The organism is Geodermatophilus sabuli (assembly GCF_010686765.1).
GTDB classification, from domain to species: Bacteria; Actinomycetota; Actinomycetes; order Mycobacteriales; family Geodermatophilaceae; genus Geodermatophilus; species Geodermatophilus sabuli_A.
Window position 1 is genome coordinate 1 of the sequence record NZ_JAAGWF010000004.1, and the last position, 18279, is coordinate 18279.

Consider the following 18279-nt stretch of genomic DNA (forward strand, 5'->3'; position numbering starts at 1 on the left):
TAGAGCATCCGGTCGCCCTCGTAGATGCAGTCCACCGGACACTCGTCGATGCACGCCTTGTCGAGGACGTCGACGCAAGCCTGGGTGATGACGTAGGTCACCGCGAGATCCTGTCCGGCTGCAGGTGCACGGCCGCTGCCTCTGCTGCGGCGGTGGGCCGGTCGACCTCAGTGAGGCACCCGTGCTCGTATGCGGCGCTGAGGTCGATCTCGTCACCAGGAAGGAGAATGACCGTCGAGCCGAGCGCTGGAAGGGCCCGACCATCGCGTGGGATCACTCGGGCATCACGGCCGACCTCGAGATCCGTGAAGACCTCCGGCCAGGGTGAGGTGTACCGGTAACGGGGCATGCGAACTCCGATCGGTTCGGCCGACTGCGCCGGCGGCTGCAAGCGCTGGCTCAGCGCGGCATCGGGCGAGGAATCGCTGCTGCGTGCGCCCCTCAGACCGGAGACCACGGTCCCATGGGATGTGACTGCTGTCTCAGGTGTAACCACGTGTTCCGACACTCGTTCCGCCGGCCGGGGACCCCGCACGTTCACGCGCCCAACGCCACTTCCGGTTGTGCACGGGCGGACCTGGGCGATGGCGGAGCCGACGGGCCACGCGCGCAAGACGGGTGCTCGTTCAGGTGTTTTCACCTGAGACACGGTTCACAGGCGGTGAGACGGTCCTCACATTCCACAGGCCGGGAGCCCCACGGAGGCAACGTGACCGCCACGACAGTGCCCGAGAAGCCGAACGTCCTCTCGCAGGAGTTCGCTCGCGATCCGCACACCTACTACCGCATCATGCGCGACTACTACCCCGTGCTGCACGACGACGTCAGCGGCTACTACTTCGTCAGCCGCTACGAGGACGTCGAGCGGATCTACAAGGACTCGGTCGGATTCTCGAATGAGAACTACGGGTTCCAGATGGAGCCGGTCATCGGCAGGACCGTAATCCAGATGGGTGGCCGGGAGCACTCGGTCAACCGCCACCTGGTCACTCCGGCGCTGCGGGGGAACTACCTCAACGAGATGCTGCCGCAGGTCGACGACCTGGCCGGCGAGATGATCGACGAGTTCCGCCACGCCGGCCGGGTCGACCTCGTCGAGCAGTTCACGAAGTGGTTTCCCATCAACGTGGTCGTCAAGATGCTCGACCTGCCGCGTGGGGACCTGCCGAAGTTCCACAACTGGTACTCGTCCCTGATGGCGTTCCTCTCGAATCTGACGAACGACCCGGAGATCCACGCTTGGGGCATGCGCACGCAGGAGGAGTACCCCGCGTACATCCTCCCGATCATCGCCGAACGGCGGCGCAACCCCGGCACCGATCTCATCTCCCGCCTGACGCAGGCCGAGATCGACGGCGAGCAGTTCTCGGATGAGCAGATCAAGGCGCTGATCGGCCTGTTGCTGATCGCCGGTGGCGAGACGACCGACAAGGCGATCGCCAGCACCATCAAGCACCTGCTCCTGAATCCCGATCAGCTCGAGGCGGTCAAGAAGGACCCGGCCCTGGCGACCAACGCGCTGGTGGAGAATCTCCGCTACCACCCGCCGGTGCAGATCATCCTCCGCACAGCGACCGCCGACATCGAGGTGTCCGGCACGACCATCCCGGCCGGCAGCGTGGTCGCGTGCGTGAACGGTGCGGCGAATCGCGACGAACGCCGCTTCGAGAACCCGGACGAGTTCGACATCTTCCGACCCGACTTGAACATCAGGCAGGCGTTCGCCGGCTCGGCCGACCACATCGCCTTCGCGCTCGGCCGCCACTTCTGCGTGGGCTCGCTGCTGGCCAAGCGGGAAGGGGAGACCGCCATCACCCAGATTCTCGCGGCCATGCCGGACATCCGGTTCGCCGACGGCGCGGTGCCGGACGACGTCGGGCTCTTCACGCGGGGACCCGAGCGCCTTGTCGTCGAGTTCACCCCCGCCGCCTGACTCACGGCCCCGGCCACCCATCCCACTCCACGAACGGAGCTCTCCCATGACAGCGACCCTGGAGACCCCTGCGGTCACCCCGCCGGACGCGGCCGTCCCCCACTACCGGATGTTCATCGACGGGCAGTGGATCGACACCTCCACGCGCTATGAGCTCGTCAACCCGGCCACCGAGGAGCTCGTCGCCACGGCCGCGAAGGGCGACATCGAGCACGCCGAGGCTGCCGTGGCCGCCGCGCGGCGCACGTACGAGGAGGGCGTCTGGCGACACACCACACCCGAGGAGCGAGCGGCGGTCTTCGAGGCCGTTGCCGACGCCATCGAACGGCGCGCAGACGAGCTCACCACGATCGGCACGCGGGAAGGCGGCGCGCCGTACCTGCTCTCGATGGCGTTGAACGCCGGCCAGCCCGTGTCGAACCTCCGCTACTTCGCGAACCTGGTGCGCAGCTACCAGTTCGAGACGCCCGGGCCGCTGGCCGGTCCGATCCTGATGGGCGGAGTCATCCGCCGGGAGCCGCTCGGGGTCTGTGCGGCAATCGTCCCCTGGAACTTCCCCCTCTCCCTGGCCATCTGGAAAGTGGTGCCGGCCATGGCCGCCGGCAACTCGGTCGTCCTCAAGACGGACGAGAAGACGCCGATCGGCGCGCTCGAGTTCGCGCGGGAGCTCCAGGCGGCCGGGCTGCCCGACGGAGTCTTCAACGTCGTCACCGGGGACGGCGAAGTCGTGGGCGAGTACCTCGCGACACACCCAGCGGTCCGCAAGGTGGCCTTCACCGGCAGCACCGAGGTCGGCAAGCTGGTCTCCGAGGCGGCCAGCCGATCGAACCTCAAACGAGTGACGCTCGAGCTCGGTGGCAAAGGTGCCAACGTCGTCCTGGACGACGCCGACATGCAGATGGCCGTGGACGGGGCGATCTGGGCCTTCCTCATGCACGCCGGTCAGGCATGCGAATCGGGCACCCGGCTCCTGCTCCCGGCAACGATCCACGACCGGTTCGTGCAGCGCCTGATCGAGCGCCTCGAGACGGTCAAGATCGGCGACCCCCTGGACCCGTCGACCAACATCGGGCCCCTGATCTCCGCCCGGCAGCGGGACCGGGTGCTCGCCTACATCGAGGGCGCGAAGCAGGACGGCGCGACGGTGGCACACGGCGGTGGCGTCCCCGAGGGGTTCGACACGGGCTTCTGGGTCGAGCCCACCGTGCTGACCGACGTCACCAACGACATGGAGGTCGCCCGCGAGGAGGTCTTCGGCCCGGTGCTGTGCGTCCTCAAGTACGACACCGTCGACGAGGCGATCGCCATCGCCAACGACAGCGAGTACGGACTGGCCGCCGGCGTCTGGAGCACCGATCTGGACCGGGCCATGGAGGTGGCCAGGCGGCTCGAAGCCGGCTCGGTGTGGATCAACGACTGGCACATGGCGCATCAGGACTACCCGTTCGGCGGCTACAAGCAGAGCGGCAGCGGCCGTGAGCTCGGCCCCCACGCCCTCGACGAGTACACGGAGGCCAAATCCGTCCAGTACAGCCTCCAGTCCGACATCACGAAGCGCGCCTTCGCCCTGGTGCTCCCCACACCGGCGCCAGCCTGGAACGACTGACCGCGCGCGACCACGGGCCCAGGCTCAGCCGGGCCCACCCCATCCACCCAGCAGACAGCCGGAAGAAGGAAGACCCGTGAAGACGAAGGCCGCAGTTCTCTACGAAGCCGGTAAGCCGTTCGAGATCGAGGAGCTGGAGGTCGTCAAGCCAGACGACAACGAATTGCTCGTCCGCTACGACTATTCCGGGCTGTGCCACTCGGACCTGCACATGGTCAAGGGCCATCTGCCCTTCAGGGCCCCGATGGTCTTCGGTCACGAGGGCTCAGGGGAGGTTCTCGAGGTCGGGCCCAAGGTGACCGGCCTCAAGCCGGGAGACCACTTCGTGGCCTCCTTCTTCCCAGTGTGCGGGCGTTGCCGCTGGTGTGTCACCGGCAACTCCCGGCTGTGCGACATGGGCGCGAACGGCCTCGACGGCTTCCTGCCCGGAGGCCGCTTCCCGCTCCGCGGCAAGCAGGGCGACTACGGCGCCATGATGACGCTGGGCACGTTCAGCCAGTACGGCACGGTGCACGAGAACTCGATCGTGAAGGTCGACCCCGAGCTGCCGCTGGACAAGGCGGCCCTCGTCGGCTGCGGCGTTCCCACCGGCTGGGGCTCGGCCGTGAACTCTGCCGCCGTCCGACCGGGTGACACGGTGGTCATCTACGGCATCGGGGGCATCGGCATCAACGCCGTGCAGGGTGCGGCGTACGCCGGCGCTCAGCACCTGATCGCGGTCGACCCGCAGCCGTTCAAGCGGGAGAACGCGAAGGTCTTCGGTGCCACCCACACCGTCGGCTCGGCCGCGGAGGCACAGGAACTGGTCACCCAGTTGACCGACGGCGTAGGGGCGGACAGCGCGATCATCACGGTCGACGAGTTGACCGCGGAGGTGGTGGACGAGGCAGTCGCAGTCATCTCCAAGGGCGGCACCGTGGTCGTCACGTCGATGGGCCAGTTCGAGACCGACACGATCAAGACGTCCGGTGTCCAGTTGGCGCTGTGGGGCAAGCGCATCCAGGGCTCGCTGTACGGCGGCTGCAACCCCCGCCACGACATCCCGAAATTGCTCTCGCTCTACCGGACCGGTCACGTCAAGCTCGACGAGCTGATCACCAACACGTACTCGCTCGAGCAGGTCAACCAAGGCTATGACGACCTGATGGCGCACAAGAACATCCGTGGCGTGATCATCCACGAGCACTGATCGGTCGGGGCTGCACTGTGCATGCCGGTTCCGGAGCGCCGACAACGGCGCCCCGGAACCGGCAACGCCCCACGTAGGCCCGCGGAGGATGTCGCCTGGGCAGCCCCGTATGGAACGGCAACTCGACCCCCCGGGGCGATCAGGACACCCGTGAGCGACTACCAGAGGGCGGCTGAGACCCTGTACTCCGGTCATGCCGGCAGCAACGGCACAGGACATGATCGAGGGGCCACCACTTCACGGCAGTCCGAACCACGACGTCCCTGGACCCGCGGGTCATTGCCGACACGTGCCCTGTCTCAACTCGGACCCGCGGCGATGATCACGGGAGTCACCATCCCCGTCGACGCCGGCCGCCCCATCCTGCCTAGCGTCGACGACTTCCCAGCTCGCGTTCGACCAGCCTCGGCTGCAGACGAGGACATCCGGCGGCCCGGCCGCGCGCCAGCGCCGCTCCCCATCAGTTCGTGATCAGCGACTCGCGGCGGATCACCCAGGCCGTCACCTGCGAGCGCGACCGCAGGTTCAGCTTGGCGAGGATCCGGTTGAGGTGGCCCTCGACCGTCCGCCGCGAGATCGTCAGCGACTCCGCGATCTCGTTGTTGCTCAGCCCCTCAGCGACGAGACGGCTGATCTCGATCTCACGCGTGGTGAGCAGGTCGTCCCAGGCCTCGTGCGGCACCGGCACCGGCTTGCCGGACTCGCGGCCGAGTGCGACGGCGACGGCGACGAGCGGCTCCATCGTCAGGCCCGCTTCGAACTCACGGTTGAACGGCTCGGCGCCCATGGCGTCGCGCGCGCGTTGCTCGAATTCCGCGCGCCGGCCGACCAGCGCAGGCGTGCCGAACAGCGGGCTGGCTCCGCCCATCGCCCCACACAACATCCGCCCGATGCCCATGAGCCGCGCGGCCTGCTCGGGCTGGCCGGTGTCGACGAAGTTCCAGGCGAGCACCTCGGCGCACGTGGCGGCGCCCATCCAGTCGCTGAGCGAGGCCTTCAGGTCGATCGAGTCACGCAGTGCGTCGATGGAGGCTTGCGTGTCCCCGCCCAGGTGGTAGGCCAGCCCTCGTACCCACAGGACCCACGAGGTGGCCCACCGCTCACCGTGCGCCTGCCCTTCGGCGACAGCCGCGTCGCACGTTCGGTGCGCCTCGTCGACCCTGTCGGTCAGGCCGAGCACGAAGGCGATCTGAGCCGCGCAGAGCACGCTCAGCGTCCGGTCGCCGGCCGGTGTCTCGTGGCCCCGCCGTGTCTCCTCGAGCAACGCCAGCGCTTCGGGGAGGTTCCCGTCGATCTGCTCGACAGTGCCACGGAACTGAGTGGCGCGAATCCGGGCGGCGTCGTCGCCGATGTCGGTGGCAATCAGGCGGCACTCCTCCAGGTGTTCCCGCGCGTCGGCGTTGTCGCCCTGCAGCATGGTGTACCAGCCGAGCACCCACAGGGCCTTGGCTCGTTCCGGGCTCGGCTCGGGGTTCACCGCGAGGCCGCGTCGGAGCCAGAGGCAGCCGTCGCGCATGTTGCCGCACGCGTTCCAGTAGAACCACAGCGCTCCGGCCAGGCGCAGGCCGAGGAGGCGCTCACCCGGGTCCGCGAACGAGTACTCGAGTGCGGCGCGGAAGTTGGCCAGTTCGCCGTCGAGATGGCGGACGACCTCGAACTGGTCGGCATCCATCGAACTCCGCTCGAACTCCTCGGCGAGCCGGAGGTAGTGGTCACGGTGCCGACGGCGGAGCGCGTCGACGTCGCTGCACCGCTCGAGACCGAACATCCGGATGCTCTCCAACAGCCGGTACCGCTGGCCGCCCCCGGACGGGGTGAGGGTCACCACAGACTTCTCGACCAGTTCGCCGAGCAGGCGGACGACATCCCGCGACCCGATACCGCCGCCGGCGGAGACCTCCTTGGCCGCTTGCAGGTCAAAAGACCCCGAGAAGGCCGAGAGGCGTTGCCATAGCAAGCGCTCCTGCGGGGTGCACAGGTCGTAGCTCCACTGGATGGCGTTGCGCAACGTCTGGTGGCGGGCGGGTGCGTCCCGATTGCCTCTGTCGAGGACATCGAAGATGCCGCCTTCCGCCGAGAGGATCTGGTCCAGCGGCAAGCTGCGGATCCGCACGGCGGCCAGTTCGATGGCCAGCGGCATGCCGTCGAGGCGTCGGCACAGTTCACCGATCAAGCCCAGCTCCTCGTCGCTGGGCGCGAAGCCGGGCAACACCGGCCTGGCTCGCTCGAGGAAGAGGTCGACCGCGTCACCGGCGGGCGTCGCGGTGTCCGAATCGCGAGGCAACGCGAGTGGCGGCACGCTCCAGGTCAGCTCGCCGAGGATGCCCAACGGTTCACGGCTCGTGGCGACGATCCGCAGCCCGGGCGCGCAACGGAGCAGCACGCTCGCCGCCCGGCCGCACGCCGGGGACAGGTGCTCGCAGTTGTCCAGCACCAACAGCACGCGTCGGTCCTGGAGCTTCTCGCTCAGTTCGTCGAGGGCCGAGCGATGAGGGTCCCCCGTCACTCCCATGGCGAGCGCTATCGCGGGGGGGACGTTGTCGGGGTTGCTGACCTCCGCGAGCTCGGCGAAGAAGACTGCGCCGCCGACCTCGGTCGCTGCCCGCCGTGCCAGCTCCTTCGCCAACCGTGTCTTTCCCACGCCGCCGGGACCGGTCAACGTGACGAGGCGGGAACCCCGGAGCGTCTCCAGGAGCTGCGTGAGCTCCTGGCGTCGGCCGACGAAGTTGGTCAGATCGATCGGAAGGGACGCGCGCCTCATCACACCTGACTCCCCACAGCCTTCGGGCGACCAATGGCGGGACCCTCGGTTCCAAGGGCCGAATTCGCTGGCGACGGGCGCGCTGTCGCGGCCTGTTCCCGCCCCTCGCACCACAAGCATCGGCGGGGGACCGAGTTGGTTAACTACGCTAGTTATAGCGTGACGGTCCCCACTGTCAACACCGACCAACGCCGCTCGGACATCCCCCGGCCCGCGGGGTCTCATGGTCGCGTCGACCATGCGCCCCCGCCATCGCGTCGGCGGTCCGAGGACCACGGGCGCCCGCCGGTGCTCCTCAGGTGGTGCCGATGACAGGGAAACCGCGCCATCGGCCCCACTGGCGGACCACCCAACCGGCCGATCCCGCTGCCTCCCGTGATCAGGTAGGCAGCTCCTCGGAGAAGGGACGTCTGCGCGCTGGGTGTCTCATCGTCGAGGGTCGTCACTGCGCGAGACGGCACGGTGCGATGCCGGTACTGATCCCGACGAGCCTGGTCATTACTTAGCTTAGTGTAGTAATCTGCGCTCCAGGATGGCCAGGCGGCCAGCCCGCCTGAGAGGCCGCCCCCTGTCTGTCCCACCCCACGACCAGGCCGCCGGAGGAAACGATGCACGCTGTCGCGGTCACCGACCTCGGGGGACCGGACGCCCGGCGGGCGCTCGACATGGCGATACCGCACGCCTGCGCGGCGCGGGGTCCGCATCCACGTTGCGGCGGCAAGTGTCGTCTCGGCGGACGGGCTGTGCCGCAGCGGCGAACTCGCGGTCCGGCTCGACGCCGTCCACGTGCGTGCCCGGGGTCGCCGGGCCCGCAGTGCCCGGCCCACCCAGCGTCAGGCGTCAGCCTGCAGCTGGCCGACTGACGCCCTCCATCCAGAGGAGAAGGACATGCAACTCGACGGCACCACCGCCCTCGTCACCGGCGCGGCCTCCGGCCTCGGCGCCGCCACGGCGGCCGCCCTGGCCGACCGCGGCGCCACCGTGTACGGCCTGGACCTGGAGAAGGCCCTCGCCGGCGCGACGGCGACGTCCGACCGCGTCCACCTCGTCGCGGCCGACGTCACCGACGAGAAACAGGTCCGGTCCGCCGTCGCACGGATCCGGGACGACGGCCGCGCGCTGCGATTGGCCGTCAACTGCGCCGGCATCGCCCCGTCGGCGCGGATCCTGTCCCGCTCCGGCGCACACGACCTGGACCTGTTCCACACCGTGCTCAAGGTCAACCTCCTCGGCACGTTCAACGTCCTGCGCCTGGCCGCCGAGACGATGAGCACTCTGGACGCCGACTCGTCCGGTCAACGCGGCGTCATCGTCAACACGGCCTCGAGCGCCGCCTTTGAAGGCCAGATCGGCCAGGTCGCCTACGCCGCGTCCAAGGCCGGCGTGGCCGGGATGACGATCACGGCCGCCCGCGACCTGGCCCAGCACGGCATCCGCGTCGCGACCATCGCGCCCGGCATCGTGGACACGCCGATGATGGCGGGCTTCTCCGACGAGGTCCGCTCGAGCCTGGCAGCGACCGTCCCCTTCCCGCCCCGGCTCGCGCAGCCCGCCGAGTTCGCCCGGCTCGTGACGGTGATCGCCGAGCACGACTACCTGAACGGCGAGGTCATCCGCATGGACGGCGCGCTGCGGATGACGCCGCGCTGACTTCCCAGCCGCCGTCGACCGGCCCGCACCGCAGCCCAACCCCGCCGCCCGTCAACACACAGGAGTTCCCATGGACCGTCAGCCCCGTTCGGTCATCGTCAGCGGCGCCCGCACCCCCATGGGCCGCCTGCTCGGGTCGCTCAAGGACTTCTCCGCCGCCGACCTCGGCGGGATCGCCATCAAGGCGGCACTGGAGCGGGCCGGCATCGCCGGGGACCAGGTCGACTACGTGATCATGGGCCAGGTGCTCCAGGCCGGGGCGGGCCAGAACCCCGCCCGCCCCGCGGCGGTGGCAGGTGGCATCCCGATGTCGGTGCCCTCGTTCACGCTGAACAAGGTATGCCTGTCGGGCATCGACGCCATCGCGCTGGCCGACCAGCTCATCCGCGCTGGTGAGTTCGACGTCGTCGTCGCCGGTGGCATGGAGTCGATGAGCCGGGCCCCGCACCTGTTGCAGGGGTCGCGCACCGGCACCAAGTACGGCAACACCACGCTCGTCGACGCGCTGGCCCACGACGGGCTCAGCGACAGCTTCGACCAGATCGCGATGGGGACGCTCACGGAGATGGCCAACGGGCGTTACGAGCTGACCCGCGAGGAGCAGGACGCCTTTGCTGCGGCCAGCCACCAGCGGGCTGCCGCAGCCCAGAAGAACGGCGTGTTCGACGCCGAGATCACCCCGGTCCTCATTCCGCAGCGCAAGGGCGACCCCATCGAGATCCGCGAGGACGAGGGCATCCGCCCGGACACGACGACCGAGACCCTGGCCAAGTTGAAGCCCGCCTTCGCCGAGGACGGGACGATCACCGCCGGCTCGGCGTCGCAGATCTCCGACGGCGCCTGCGCGGTCGTGGTCATGTCCGCGGCGAAGGCGGCGGAGCTGGGGCTGACCCCGATCGCCGAGATCGGCGCCCACGGAGTCGTCGCGGGCCCCGACACCTCACTGCAGAGCCAGCCGGCGCGGGCGATCGCCAAGGCCTGCGCGCGGGAGGGCATCGACCCCGCGGACCTCGACCTCGTCGAGTTCAACGAGGCCTTCGCCGCCGTGGTGATCGCCTCGACCCGCGAACTGGGCCTCGACCCGGACAAGGTGAACCCCAACGGCGGGGCCATCGCCCTGGGCCACCCGATCGGCATGAGCGGCGCGCGGATCGTGCTCGACCTGGCGCTGGAGCTTGGTCGACGTGGCGGCGGGGTCGGCGCGGCCGCACTGTGCGGCGGCGGCGGGCAGGGCGATGCGCTGATCCTCCACGTGCCTGCCCCGCGCGTGACCGCCGGCTGAACCTGAACCGCCTGCCGGCCCGACCCCGGGAGAGGCCCGTGCGCATCATCGTCCCGGCGGGGCCGGCCTCTTGGAGGCCCGCGACATCGGACGCCGCGCCCCTGCCGGGGCAGGTGCTCTCGCCGTCAAGACGGCCGGCATCGCCTTCCCGGGCGTCCTGCAGACCCGCCGGGGACAGCCACGTGGCTCCCCAGCATGGGGACGGGCACGGCGACTCCCTTGGTGAGCAGGCAGGACTAGACGGCTCATGTTCTACACCTTGCGGATCACGGTCAAGGTCCTGTAGACCTTGTGCCCATTCCGGCCGGGCGTGACAACCACCGCCGTACGCAGCCCGATGCGCCCAACCACCGCACCGTTCTCCTAGGGGGCACGCATGACGGATCGACCCGGGGTACCCGCTAGCGACTTGTCCGACGAGGAACTCGAACGCCAGGGAGTGCACGCTCACGCCATGCGGCACTGGGTCTTCCTCCACGGCACCACCGATCAGTTCCGGACCCACACCGAACGCATGCTCGAGCTCGAGCAGGAGTACTTGCGCCGCCACCCGCAGCGGACGTGGCAGGGCTCCGGAGGCGGTTCCGTGGTCCCGTCGCGGGACGAGCGCATTCGCGACCTGGTCCAGACGTTCTCCCGGGCGATCACGTCCCTTCTCGACGAGGAGCCGCCCTCCGTGGCGTCCGGCGGTCAGCCGTGGAACCCAGAGGAGGCGCAGGTCGAACTGCTCCGCGCCTTCGCGGAGGCACCGGAGGGGCGCCTGCACAAGCTGGAGGCGCACCAGATCGCGCGCCAGCTCTCGCCGGACAGCCACCTGGTTGCGCGGCTGTACCGGCAGGACCCGCCGCTACTACAAGCCGAACGGGACATGCGGGTGCTCACCGATGCTGGCCGGGCCTGGCTCGAGCAGCACGCTCCAGTCGGCGGGGTCACCGCTCGCGCGTGATCTCCGTCCACGCGGCGTGGGCCCGCGGCGCCCAGGCTGCGTGGCGCTCCCGGAACACATCCACCGCCCGGTTCCCGCTCCACCGTGGTGGCAGCAGCCTTCTAGGCAAACCGGGGTCCAGGAGCGGAAACCGCCGCCACTCCTGCACCAGGCGGACCTGGGCGATCAGCGCCTGGCGGTCGGTGCGCGGCCGGCGCGGCGCCACCAGTTCCAGGAAGTCCTCGTAGCGGTTCTCGATCGCATCGAGATCCCAAGCGCTGCGGGCAAGGGAGCGCTCGTCGCCGAGAACGCCCGCCTCGGCCAGGAACGACCAGCTAGCGTCGTCGACGCCGATGTCCTCGAGCACCCGGATCGCCTCGTGCTCGCGGTTGATGCGGGGCGTCACCCAGGTAGTGGAGTTGATCGACCCCAGCCCGGCCCAGCCCAGTCGTGTCCGCAGTTTGGTGCGCAGCTGCCGCTCGTTCTCCGGAACGCCGACCACGAGAACCAGCCAGCGGCCGTCCCAGCCGCGGTCGTCGACGGCGAAGCCGTAGATCCGGTCCGTCCCCTCCTTGAGCAGACGGGTACCAGCTTCGGTCAGCGACCAGCGGGTCTTCCGGCCGATCCGAGCGGCGGCGATCCACCCGCTGTCGGCGGTGCGCATGATGGCCTGGCGCGCGGCCTTCTCCGTGACGTCGAGCTCGGCGAGCAAGTCGATGAAGGTCGCCGTCCAGACCGGACGGCCGGCGGGCAGCACGAACTCGCCCAGCACCGTGAGGAGAAGACTGCGCGCACTCGCGGCACCCAGCTCCTGCCGGCGGGTGACCACCGGCTCCTCCGCAACCTCCACAACACCCATGGTGACACCTCGTGCCACGACCGCCCGGGACGACCATCCGGGGCGGGCGGCCGGCGTTGTCGCCGACTGCCCACGCCGCGGCCGGGCCTCTCGGCCAACTTTAGTGATCTGACGCACATGTCTACAGCACGCCTACCGCTTGCGCATCGTCGTGTAGCACGTCACGATGAGCTTCGTGCCTTTGTCAGGCGCGCCCGCCCGCAACCATGGAGGCCAAGTGACCACCCTCGAAGACCGCTCCGCGGTGACGACGGAGGGCCCGGGCCCGGTGGCCGAACCGGGTGCCACGGTGGAGGTCTCGTTCGACACCTCGCCCGAGCAGTACCGGCACTGGACGCTGTCGGTGGAGGGCGAGGTCGCGACGCTGACCCTCGACGTCGCCGAGGACGGCGGGATCGTGCCCGGCTACGAGCTGAAGATGAACAGCTACGACCTGGGCGTGGACATCGAGCTGCACGACGCGGTGCAGCGGATCCGCTTCGAGCACCCCGAGGTCAAGGCCGTGGTGGTGACCAGCGGCAAGGACCGGATGTTCTGCGCCGGGGCCAACATCCGGATGCTGGCCGCGTCGCCGCACAGCTGGAAGGTGAACTTCTGCAAGTTCACCAACGAGACCCGCAACGGCATCGAGGACGCGACCGCGCACTCCGGGCTGCCGTTCATCGCCGCGGTCAACGGCACCGCGGCCGGCGGCGGCTACGAGCTCGCGCTGGCCTGCGAGGAGATCGTGCTGGTCGACGACAACTCCTCGGCGGTGTCGCTGCCCGAGGTGCCGTTGCTGGGCGTGCTGCCCGGCACCGGCGGCCTGACCCGGGTGGTGGACAAGCGGGGCGTCCGTCGCGACCTCGCCGACGTCTTCTCCACCACCGCCGAGGGCATCAGCGGCGAGCGCGCCGTCCAGTGGCGGCTCGTCGACGCGGTGGCCAAGGCCAGCGACTTCCCGGCCGAGATCGCCCGCCGGGCCGCAGCCGCGGCCGCCACGTCGTCCCGACCGGGTGCCGGCAGCGAGGGGGTCGCCCTCACCCCGCTGCACCGCGATGAGGACGGCGACACCACCCGCTACGAGCACGTCCGCGTGGTCGTCGACCGGTCCGCCGGCACCGCCGCGATCACCGTGCTCGGCCCGACCGCCGTGCCCGCGTCCGTCGAGGAGCTGCACGAGCAGGGCGCCGCGGCCTGGCTGCTGGCCGCCACCCGCGAGCTCGACGACGTCATCCTGCGGCTGCGCACCAACGAGCTGGGCATCGGCACCTGGCTGCTGCGCACCGAGGGCGACGTCGCCACCGTCGCCGCCTACGACGAGTTCCTGCTCGCGCACCGGGACGACTGGCTGGTCAACGAGACGATCAGCTTCTGGAAGCGCACCGTGAAGCGGCTCGACACCACCTCGCGCAGCCTGTTCGCCCTGATCGAGCCGGGCAGCTGCTTCGTCGGGGCGCTGGCCGAGATCGCCCTTGCCGCGGACCGCTCCTTCATGCTCGAGGGGCAGTTCGAGGACGACGACGACCCGTTGCCCCCGGCCGTCCTCCGGCTGGACGAGTTCAACACCGGGCTGCTGCCGATGAGCAACGACCTCACCCGCCTCCAGGTCCGCTTCCTCGGCTCCGCCGCGGAGCTCGCCGCCGCGGAGGCCGCCGTCGGCCGGGACCTGCTCGCCGCCGACGCGCTCGAACTCGGCCTGGTGACCTCGGCGCCGGACGACATCGACTGGGACGACGAGGTCCGCCTGCTCGTGCAGGAGCGGGCCAGCTTCTCCCCCGACGCGCTGACCGGCATGGAGGCCAACCTGCGCTTCGCCGGCCAGGAGACCCCGGAGACCAAGGTCTTCGGCCGGCTCACCGCCTGGCAGAACTGGATCTTCCAGCGGCCCAACGCCGCTGGCCCCGAAGGAGCACTGCGCCGCTACGGCACCGGCCAGCGGGCCGACTACGACAGGAAGCGGGTCTGAAGGCGATGACGACCACGGAGTCCAACCCCCAGGACGGCACCGTCACCGGCGAGGCCCCCAAGCCGACGGGGCCCTTGTCGACGATCGACTACAGCGAGAAGATCCCGAACAACGTCAACCTGGCCGGTGACCGCAAGCTGCAGCGCGCCCTGGAGAGCTGGCAGCCCAAGTTCCTGGACTGGTGGAAGAACCTCGGCCCCTCCATCCCGACCCACGACGTCTACCTCCGCACCGCCGTCGCGGTCGGCCGGGACGGCTGGGCGCACTTCGACCGGGTGCCGATGGAGGAATACCGCTGGGGCATCTTCCTCGCCGAGGCCGACCCGGACCGCAAGGTCAACTTCGGCCAGCACAAGGGCGAGCCGGCCTGGCAGGAGGTCCCCGGCGAGTACCGCTCCGACCTCCGCCGGCTGATCACCGTGCAGGGCGACACCGAGCCCGCCTCGGTCGAGCAGCAGCGCCACCTCGGCATGACCGCGCCGTCGCTCTACGACATGCGCAACCTCTTCCAGGTCAACGTCGAGGAGGGCCGCCACCTCTGGGCGATGGTCTACCTGCTGCAGGCCTACTTCGGCAAAGACGGGCGCGAGGAGGCCGAGCAGCTGCTCAAGCGCAACTCCGGCGACTTCGACAGCCCCCGCATCCTCGGCGCCTTCAACGAGGAGACGACCGACTGGCTGCAGTTCTTCATGTTCACCTACTTCACCGACCGGGACGGCAAGTACCAGCTCGGCACGCTCAAGGAGAGCGCCTTCGACCCGCTGGCGCGGACGTGTGAGTTCATGCTCAAGGAGGAGGCGCACCACATGTTCGTCGGCACCACCGGCGTGCAGCGCACCGTCCAGCGGACCGCGCAGCTGATGAAGCAGCACGGCACCGACGACATCTGGCAGTACGGCGGCATCCCGCTCTCGGTGATCCAGAAATACCTCAACTTCCAGTACTCGGTGTCGATGGACCTCTTCGGCTCCGAGACCTCGTCCAACGTGGCCGGGTACTACACCTCCGGGCTCAAGGGCCGGTGGATGGAGACCCGCCGCAAGGACGACCACCAGCTGCACGACCTCACCATGGACGTGCCCATCATCGACAACGGCGCGATGAGCACCAAGACGGTGCCGATGCTCACCGCGCTCAACCTCGACCTGCGCAACGAGTACGCCGCCGACTGCGAGAACGGCGTCCGTCGGTGGAACCAGGAGCTGGAGGACGCCGGGCTGCAGGAGCGGCTCGTCCTGCCGCACCAGGGCTTCAACCGCAAGGTCGGCGCCTTCGCCGGGCACCACGTGACGCCCACCGGCGAGATCGTCGACGAGGCGACCTGGGACCGGATCGCGGCCGACCACCTGCCCACGCCCGACGAGCGGGCCCGCGTGGCCGAGCTGATGGTGCCGCACTACGAGCCCGGCGAGTTCGCCGGCTGGATCTCCCCGCCGTCGGTCGGCATCGACTCCCTGCCGGTCGAGTACGACTACGTCCGCTTCTGACGAGCCTCAGTGCGGTCGCTGGGGCACGGGCAGCCAACCCAGCAACTCCGCACGATGCAGGAGGCTGAGCCGCCCCTCGCACGCGAGGCGGCCTGGTACTGCGACGGCAGCGGTAGTGCCTGAGCATCTTCTGCTGCTAGGACGTGGCGCCGGCAAGCGCTTCTGCCACGTCCTGCGTCCCGAACCCATTCTTGAGGAGCTCAACGGCTCCGTACCGCGCCGACATCGTCGGCTTGAGATCTCCCGGAGGAACCCGTGACTGCGACTGAGACGCGGCCGCCCGCGACGGCGACGGGGGGCGGCCGGGAGGTCGCGGTGGACCTGCTGGTCGTCGGGGCGGGGCCGGCCGGGCTGTACGCCGCCTACTACGCCGGCTTCCGCGGCCTGCGCACGGCGCTCGTCGACAGCCTCCCGGAACCGGGCGGCCAGGTCATGGCCCTCTACCCGGAGAAGATGGTCTACGACGTCGCCGGCTTCCCCGCCATCGTGGGCCGGGACCTCGTCGCCGGCCTGGTCACCCAGGCGGCCCGCTTCGACCCGGTCTACGTCCTGGGCGAACGCGCCGAGTCCCTCACCGACGAGGCCGGACACCGCCCCCGGGCCGGCGACCGGCTGGTGGTCACCACCGACAAGGGCACCCGCATCACCTGCGGGGCGGTGGTCGTCACCGGGGGCATCGGCACCTTCACCCCCCGGCCGCTGCCCGGCGGCGACGTGTGGGAGGGCCGCGGCCTGACCTACGTGGTCAGGAAGCTGGCCGCGCACACCGGCCAGGACGTCGTCATCGTCGGCGGCGGGGACAGCGCGGTGGACTGGGCACTGGCCCTGGCCGACATCGCCGCCTCGGTCACCCTGGTGCACCGCCGCAAGAACTTCCGCGCCCACGCGGCCAGCGTCGCCGACATGGAGAAGGGGCCGACCGTCGTCCTCACCGACGCGCAGGTCGACTCCCTGGAGGGCGGCCCCGTCGACGGCGGAGAGGCCCTGCACACCGTGCACGTGCGCACCAAGGACGGCACCGTCACCCCGCACAAGGCCCAGGCGGTCATCGCCGCGCTCGGCTTCACCGCCGACATCGGTCCCCTGGAACGCTGGGGCATCGACATCGTCGACCGCAAGATCCTCGTGGACACCGCCATGCGGACCTCGGTGGCCGGCGTCTACTCGGCCGGCGACATCACCGAGTACGCCGGCAAGGTGCGGTTGATCTCGGTCGGGTTCGGGGAGGCAGCGACCGCGGTCAACAACGCCGCCACCTACCTCGACCCCGACCAGCCGCTCTTCCCCGGGCACAGCAGCGACGACCCGGCCGGCCTCGGCGCGACCGCGCACGCCTGAGCCCGACCACCCACCACCCGCTCCAGCCAGGAGATCCCCGTGCCCTACGTCATCGGTTCGGAGTGCATCGACACCACCGACATGTCCTGCGTGGAGGAGTGCCCGGTCGACTGCATCTACGAGGGCGACCGCAAGCTCTACATCAACCCCAAGGAGTGCATCGACTGCGGCGCCTGCGAGCCGGTCTGCCCGGTCGAGGCGATCGCCCAGGACCGGCGGGTGACCGACGAGAACGAGCCGCACATCGCCGACAACCGACGGTTCTTCGTCGAGCTGCTGCCCGGCCGCGACGCGCCGCTGGGCAGCCCCGGCGGCGCCTCGAAGGTCGGCCGCATCGGGGTGGACACCGAGCTCGTCGGCGAGCACGGCTGAGGACCGGCATGCGCGTCGTCCTCACCCTCAGCAGCGACCAGACCGCCGTCGCCGCGGAAGCCCGGGCCGCCGAAGCCGCCGGCTACGACGGGATCGCCACCGGGGAGCACCTGTTCTTCCACAGCCCGCACCCCAACGGCTTCGTCTCCCTCGCCGCGGCCGCCGGGGCCACCGAGCGGATCCGGCTGCTCAGCGCGCTGACCGTCGTCCCGCTGTACCCGGCGGCCCTGGCCGCGAAGCTGGCCACCACCCTGGACCAGGTCAGCGGCGGCCGGTTCGACCTGGGCGTCGGCATCGGCGGGGAACACCCGCCGGAGTTCGTCGCCGCCGGCGTCGACGTCGCCGAGCGCGGCGCACGGGCCGACGAGGCGCTGGAGCTGTTCCGCGCGCTGTGGGCCGGCGGGCCGGTCGACTTCGCCGGCCGGTTCACCCGGGTCCCCGGCCTGACCCTCGACCCCGGACCGGTGCAGCCCGGCGGGCCACCCATCTGGCTGGGCGGGCGCAAGCCCGCGGCCATCCGCCGGGCCGGCCGCTTCGGCGACGTCTGGATGCCCTACATGTACACACCCGAGCAACTGGCCCGCAGCCTGACCGAGGTGCGCGAGGCGGCCGAGGCGGCCGGCCGGGACCCCGCCGCCGTCCGTGGCGCGGTGTTCTGCTGGGGCGGCGTGGACGACGACCCCGCCCGCGCGCGCGCCCAGGTCGTCGAGACGGTGAGCGCGGTCTACCAGCAGGACTTCGACCCGCTGGCCGACCGGTACCTGCTGCACGGCGATCCCGGCCGGGTGGCCGCCCGGATCCGGGAGTACGCCGACGCCGGTGCGCAGACGCTCGTCTTCTCCCCCGTCGGCGAGGGGACGGCCCGGGCCGGCATCGTCGACACCTTCACCTCGGACGTGCTGCCCCGCGTCCGGGCGATCTCGTGAGGA

Annotated in this window: 14 protein-coding genes; 11 read left to right on the plus strand and 3 right to left on the minus strand. The window is 70.2% G+C overall.

From position 1 onward, the window contains the following. Positions 1-97: 97 nt before the first annotated feature. Entirely contained in the window at positions 98-457 is a 360-nt protein-coding gene (locus tag GCU56_RS02860; RefSeq protein WP_163480013.1) for a hypothetical protein, read from the minus strand. Positions 458-709: 252 nt separating this feature from the next. Here GCU56_RS02860 and GCU56_RS02865 point away from each other — a divergent pair, with 252 nt between their 5' ends. From GCU56_RS02865 to GCU56_RS02875, 3 genes are all read left to right on the plus strand, one after another. Further along, entirely contained in the window at positions 710-1933 is a 1224-nt protein-coding gene (locus GCU56_RS02865) for a cytochrome P450 (RefSeq protein ID WP_163480014.1), read from the plus strand. A 109-nt stretch (positions 1934-2042) separates the two neighbouring features. After that, entirely contained in the window at positions 2043-3539 is a 1497-nt protein-coding gene (locus tag GCU56_RS02870; RefSeq protein ID WP_204331387.1) for an aldehyde dehydrogenase family protein, read from the plus strand. Positions 3540-3615: 76 nt separating this feature from the next. Then, entirely contained in the window at positions 3616-4728 is a 1113-nt protein-coding gene (locus GCU56_RS02875) for an NDMA-dependent alcohol dehydrogenase (RefSeq protein ID WP_163480016.1), read from the plus strand. A 460-nt stretch (positions 4729-5188) separates the two neighbouring features. On the opposite strand, the gene GCU56_RS02880 is transcribed toward GCU56_RS02875, so the two are convergent. Continuing rightward, positions 5189-7489, minus strand: coding sequence for an ATP-binding protein (locus GCU56_RS02880; protein ID WP_163480017.1), 2301 nt, complete (start codon positions 7487-7489; stop codon positions 5189-5191). An 888-nt stretch (positions 7490-8377) separates the two neighbouring features. On the opposite strand from GCU56_RS02880, the gene GCU56_RS02885 reads away from it, so the two are divergent. From GCU56_RS02885 to GCU56_RS23340, 3 genes are all read left to right on the plus strand, one after another. Further along, positions 8378-9139 (plus strand): SDR family NAD(P)-dependent oxidoreductase, encoded by a 762-nt coding sequence (locus GCU56_RS02885; RefSeq protein WP_163480018.1) that lies wholly within the window; start codon positions 8378-8380, stop codon positions 9137-9139. 70 nt (positions 9140-9209) lie between these two features. Then, the gene (locus GCU56_RS02890) at positions 9210-10421 is read left to right on the plus strand and encodes an acetyl-CoA C-acetyltransferase (protein ID WP_163480019.1); all 1212 of its coding nucleotides are present in this window, start codon (positions 9210-9212) and stop codon (positions 10419-10421) included. 376 nt (positions 10422-10797) lie between these two features. Then, complete coding sequence (locus GCU56_RS23340; protein WP_239521692.1) at positions 10798-11367, plus strand: DUF6158 family protein; 570 nt, start codon at positions 10798-10800, stop codon at positions 11365-11367. On the opposite strand, the gene GCU56_RS02900 is transcribed toward GCU56_RS23340, so the two are convergent. Continuing rightward, on the minus strand, positions 11351-12205 hold the full coding sequence (locus tag GCU56_RS02900) for a PaaX family transcriptional regulator (protein WP_163480020.1): 855 nt from the start codon (positions 12203-12205) through the stop codon (positions 11351-11353). The genes GCU56_RS23340 and GCU56_RS02900 overlap by 17 nt on opposite strands. Positions 12206-12422: 217 nt before the next feature. Between GCU56_RS02900 and boxC the strand changes: the two genes are divergently transcribed. The 5 genes from boxC (at position 12423) to GCU56_RS02925 (ending at position 18276) form a co-directional block, all read left to right on the plus strand. Beyond that, positions 12423-14153 (plus strand): 2,3-epoxybenzoyl-CoA dihydrolase, encoded by a 1731-nt coding sequence (gene boxC, locus GCU56_RS02905; RefSeq protein WP_345771598.1) that lies wholly within the window; start codon positions 12423-12425, stop codon positions 14151-14153. 5 nt (positions 14154-14158) lie between these two features. Further along, positions 14159-15640 carry a benzoyl-CoA 2,3-epoxidase subunit BoxB gene (gene boxB / locus GCU56_RS02910; RefSeq protein ID WP_239521693.1) on the plus strand — a complete coding sequence of 494 codons (1482 nt, stop codon included), beginning with the start codon at positions 14159-14161 and terminating at the stop codon, positions 15638-15640. A gap of 255 nt (positions 15641-15895) precedes the next feature. Next, the gene (locus GCU56_RS02915) at positions 15896-16978 is read left to right on the plus strand and encodes an FAD-dependent oxidoreductase (protein ID WP_163480022.1); all 1083 of its coding nucleotides are present in this window, start codon (positions 15896-15898) and stop codon (positions 16976-16978) included. A 39-nt stretch (positions 16979-17017) separates the two neighbouring features. After that, positions 17018-17350 (plus strand): ferredoxin, encoded by a 333-nt coding sequence (fdxA, locus tag GCU56_RS02920; protein ID WP_163480023.1) that lies wholly within the window; start codon positions 17018-17020, stop codon positions 17348-17350. Positions 17351-17358: 8 nt separating this feature from the next. Beyond that, positions 17359-18276: an LLM class flavin-dependent oxidoreductase gene (locus tag GCU56_RS02925; protein WP_163480024.1), complete on the plus strand. Its 918-nt coding sequence runs from the start codon at positions 17359-17361 to the stop codon at positions 18274-18276. Positions 18277-18279: the final 3 nt, after the last annotated feature.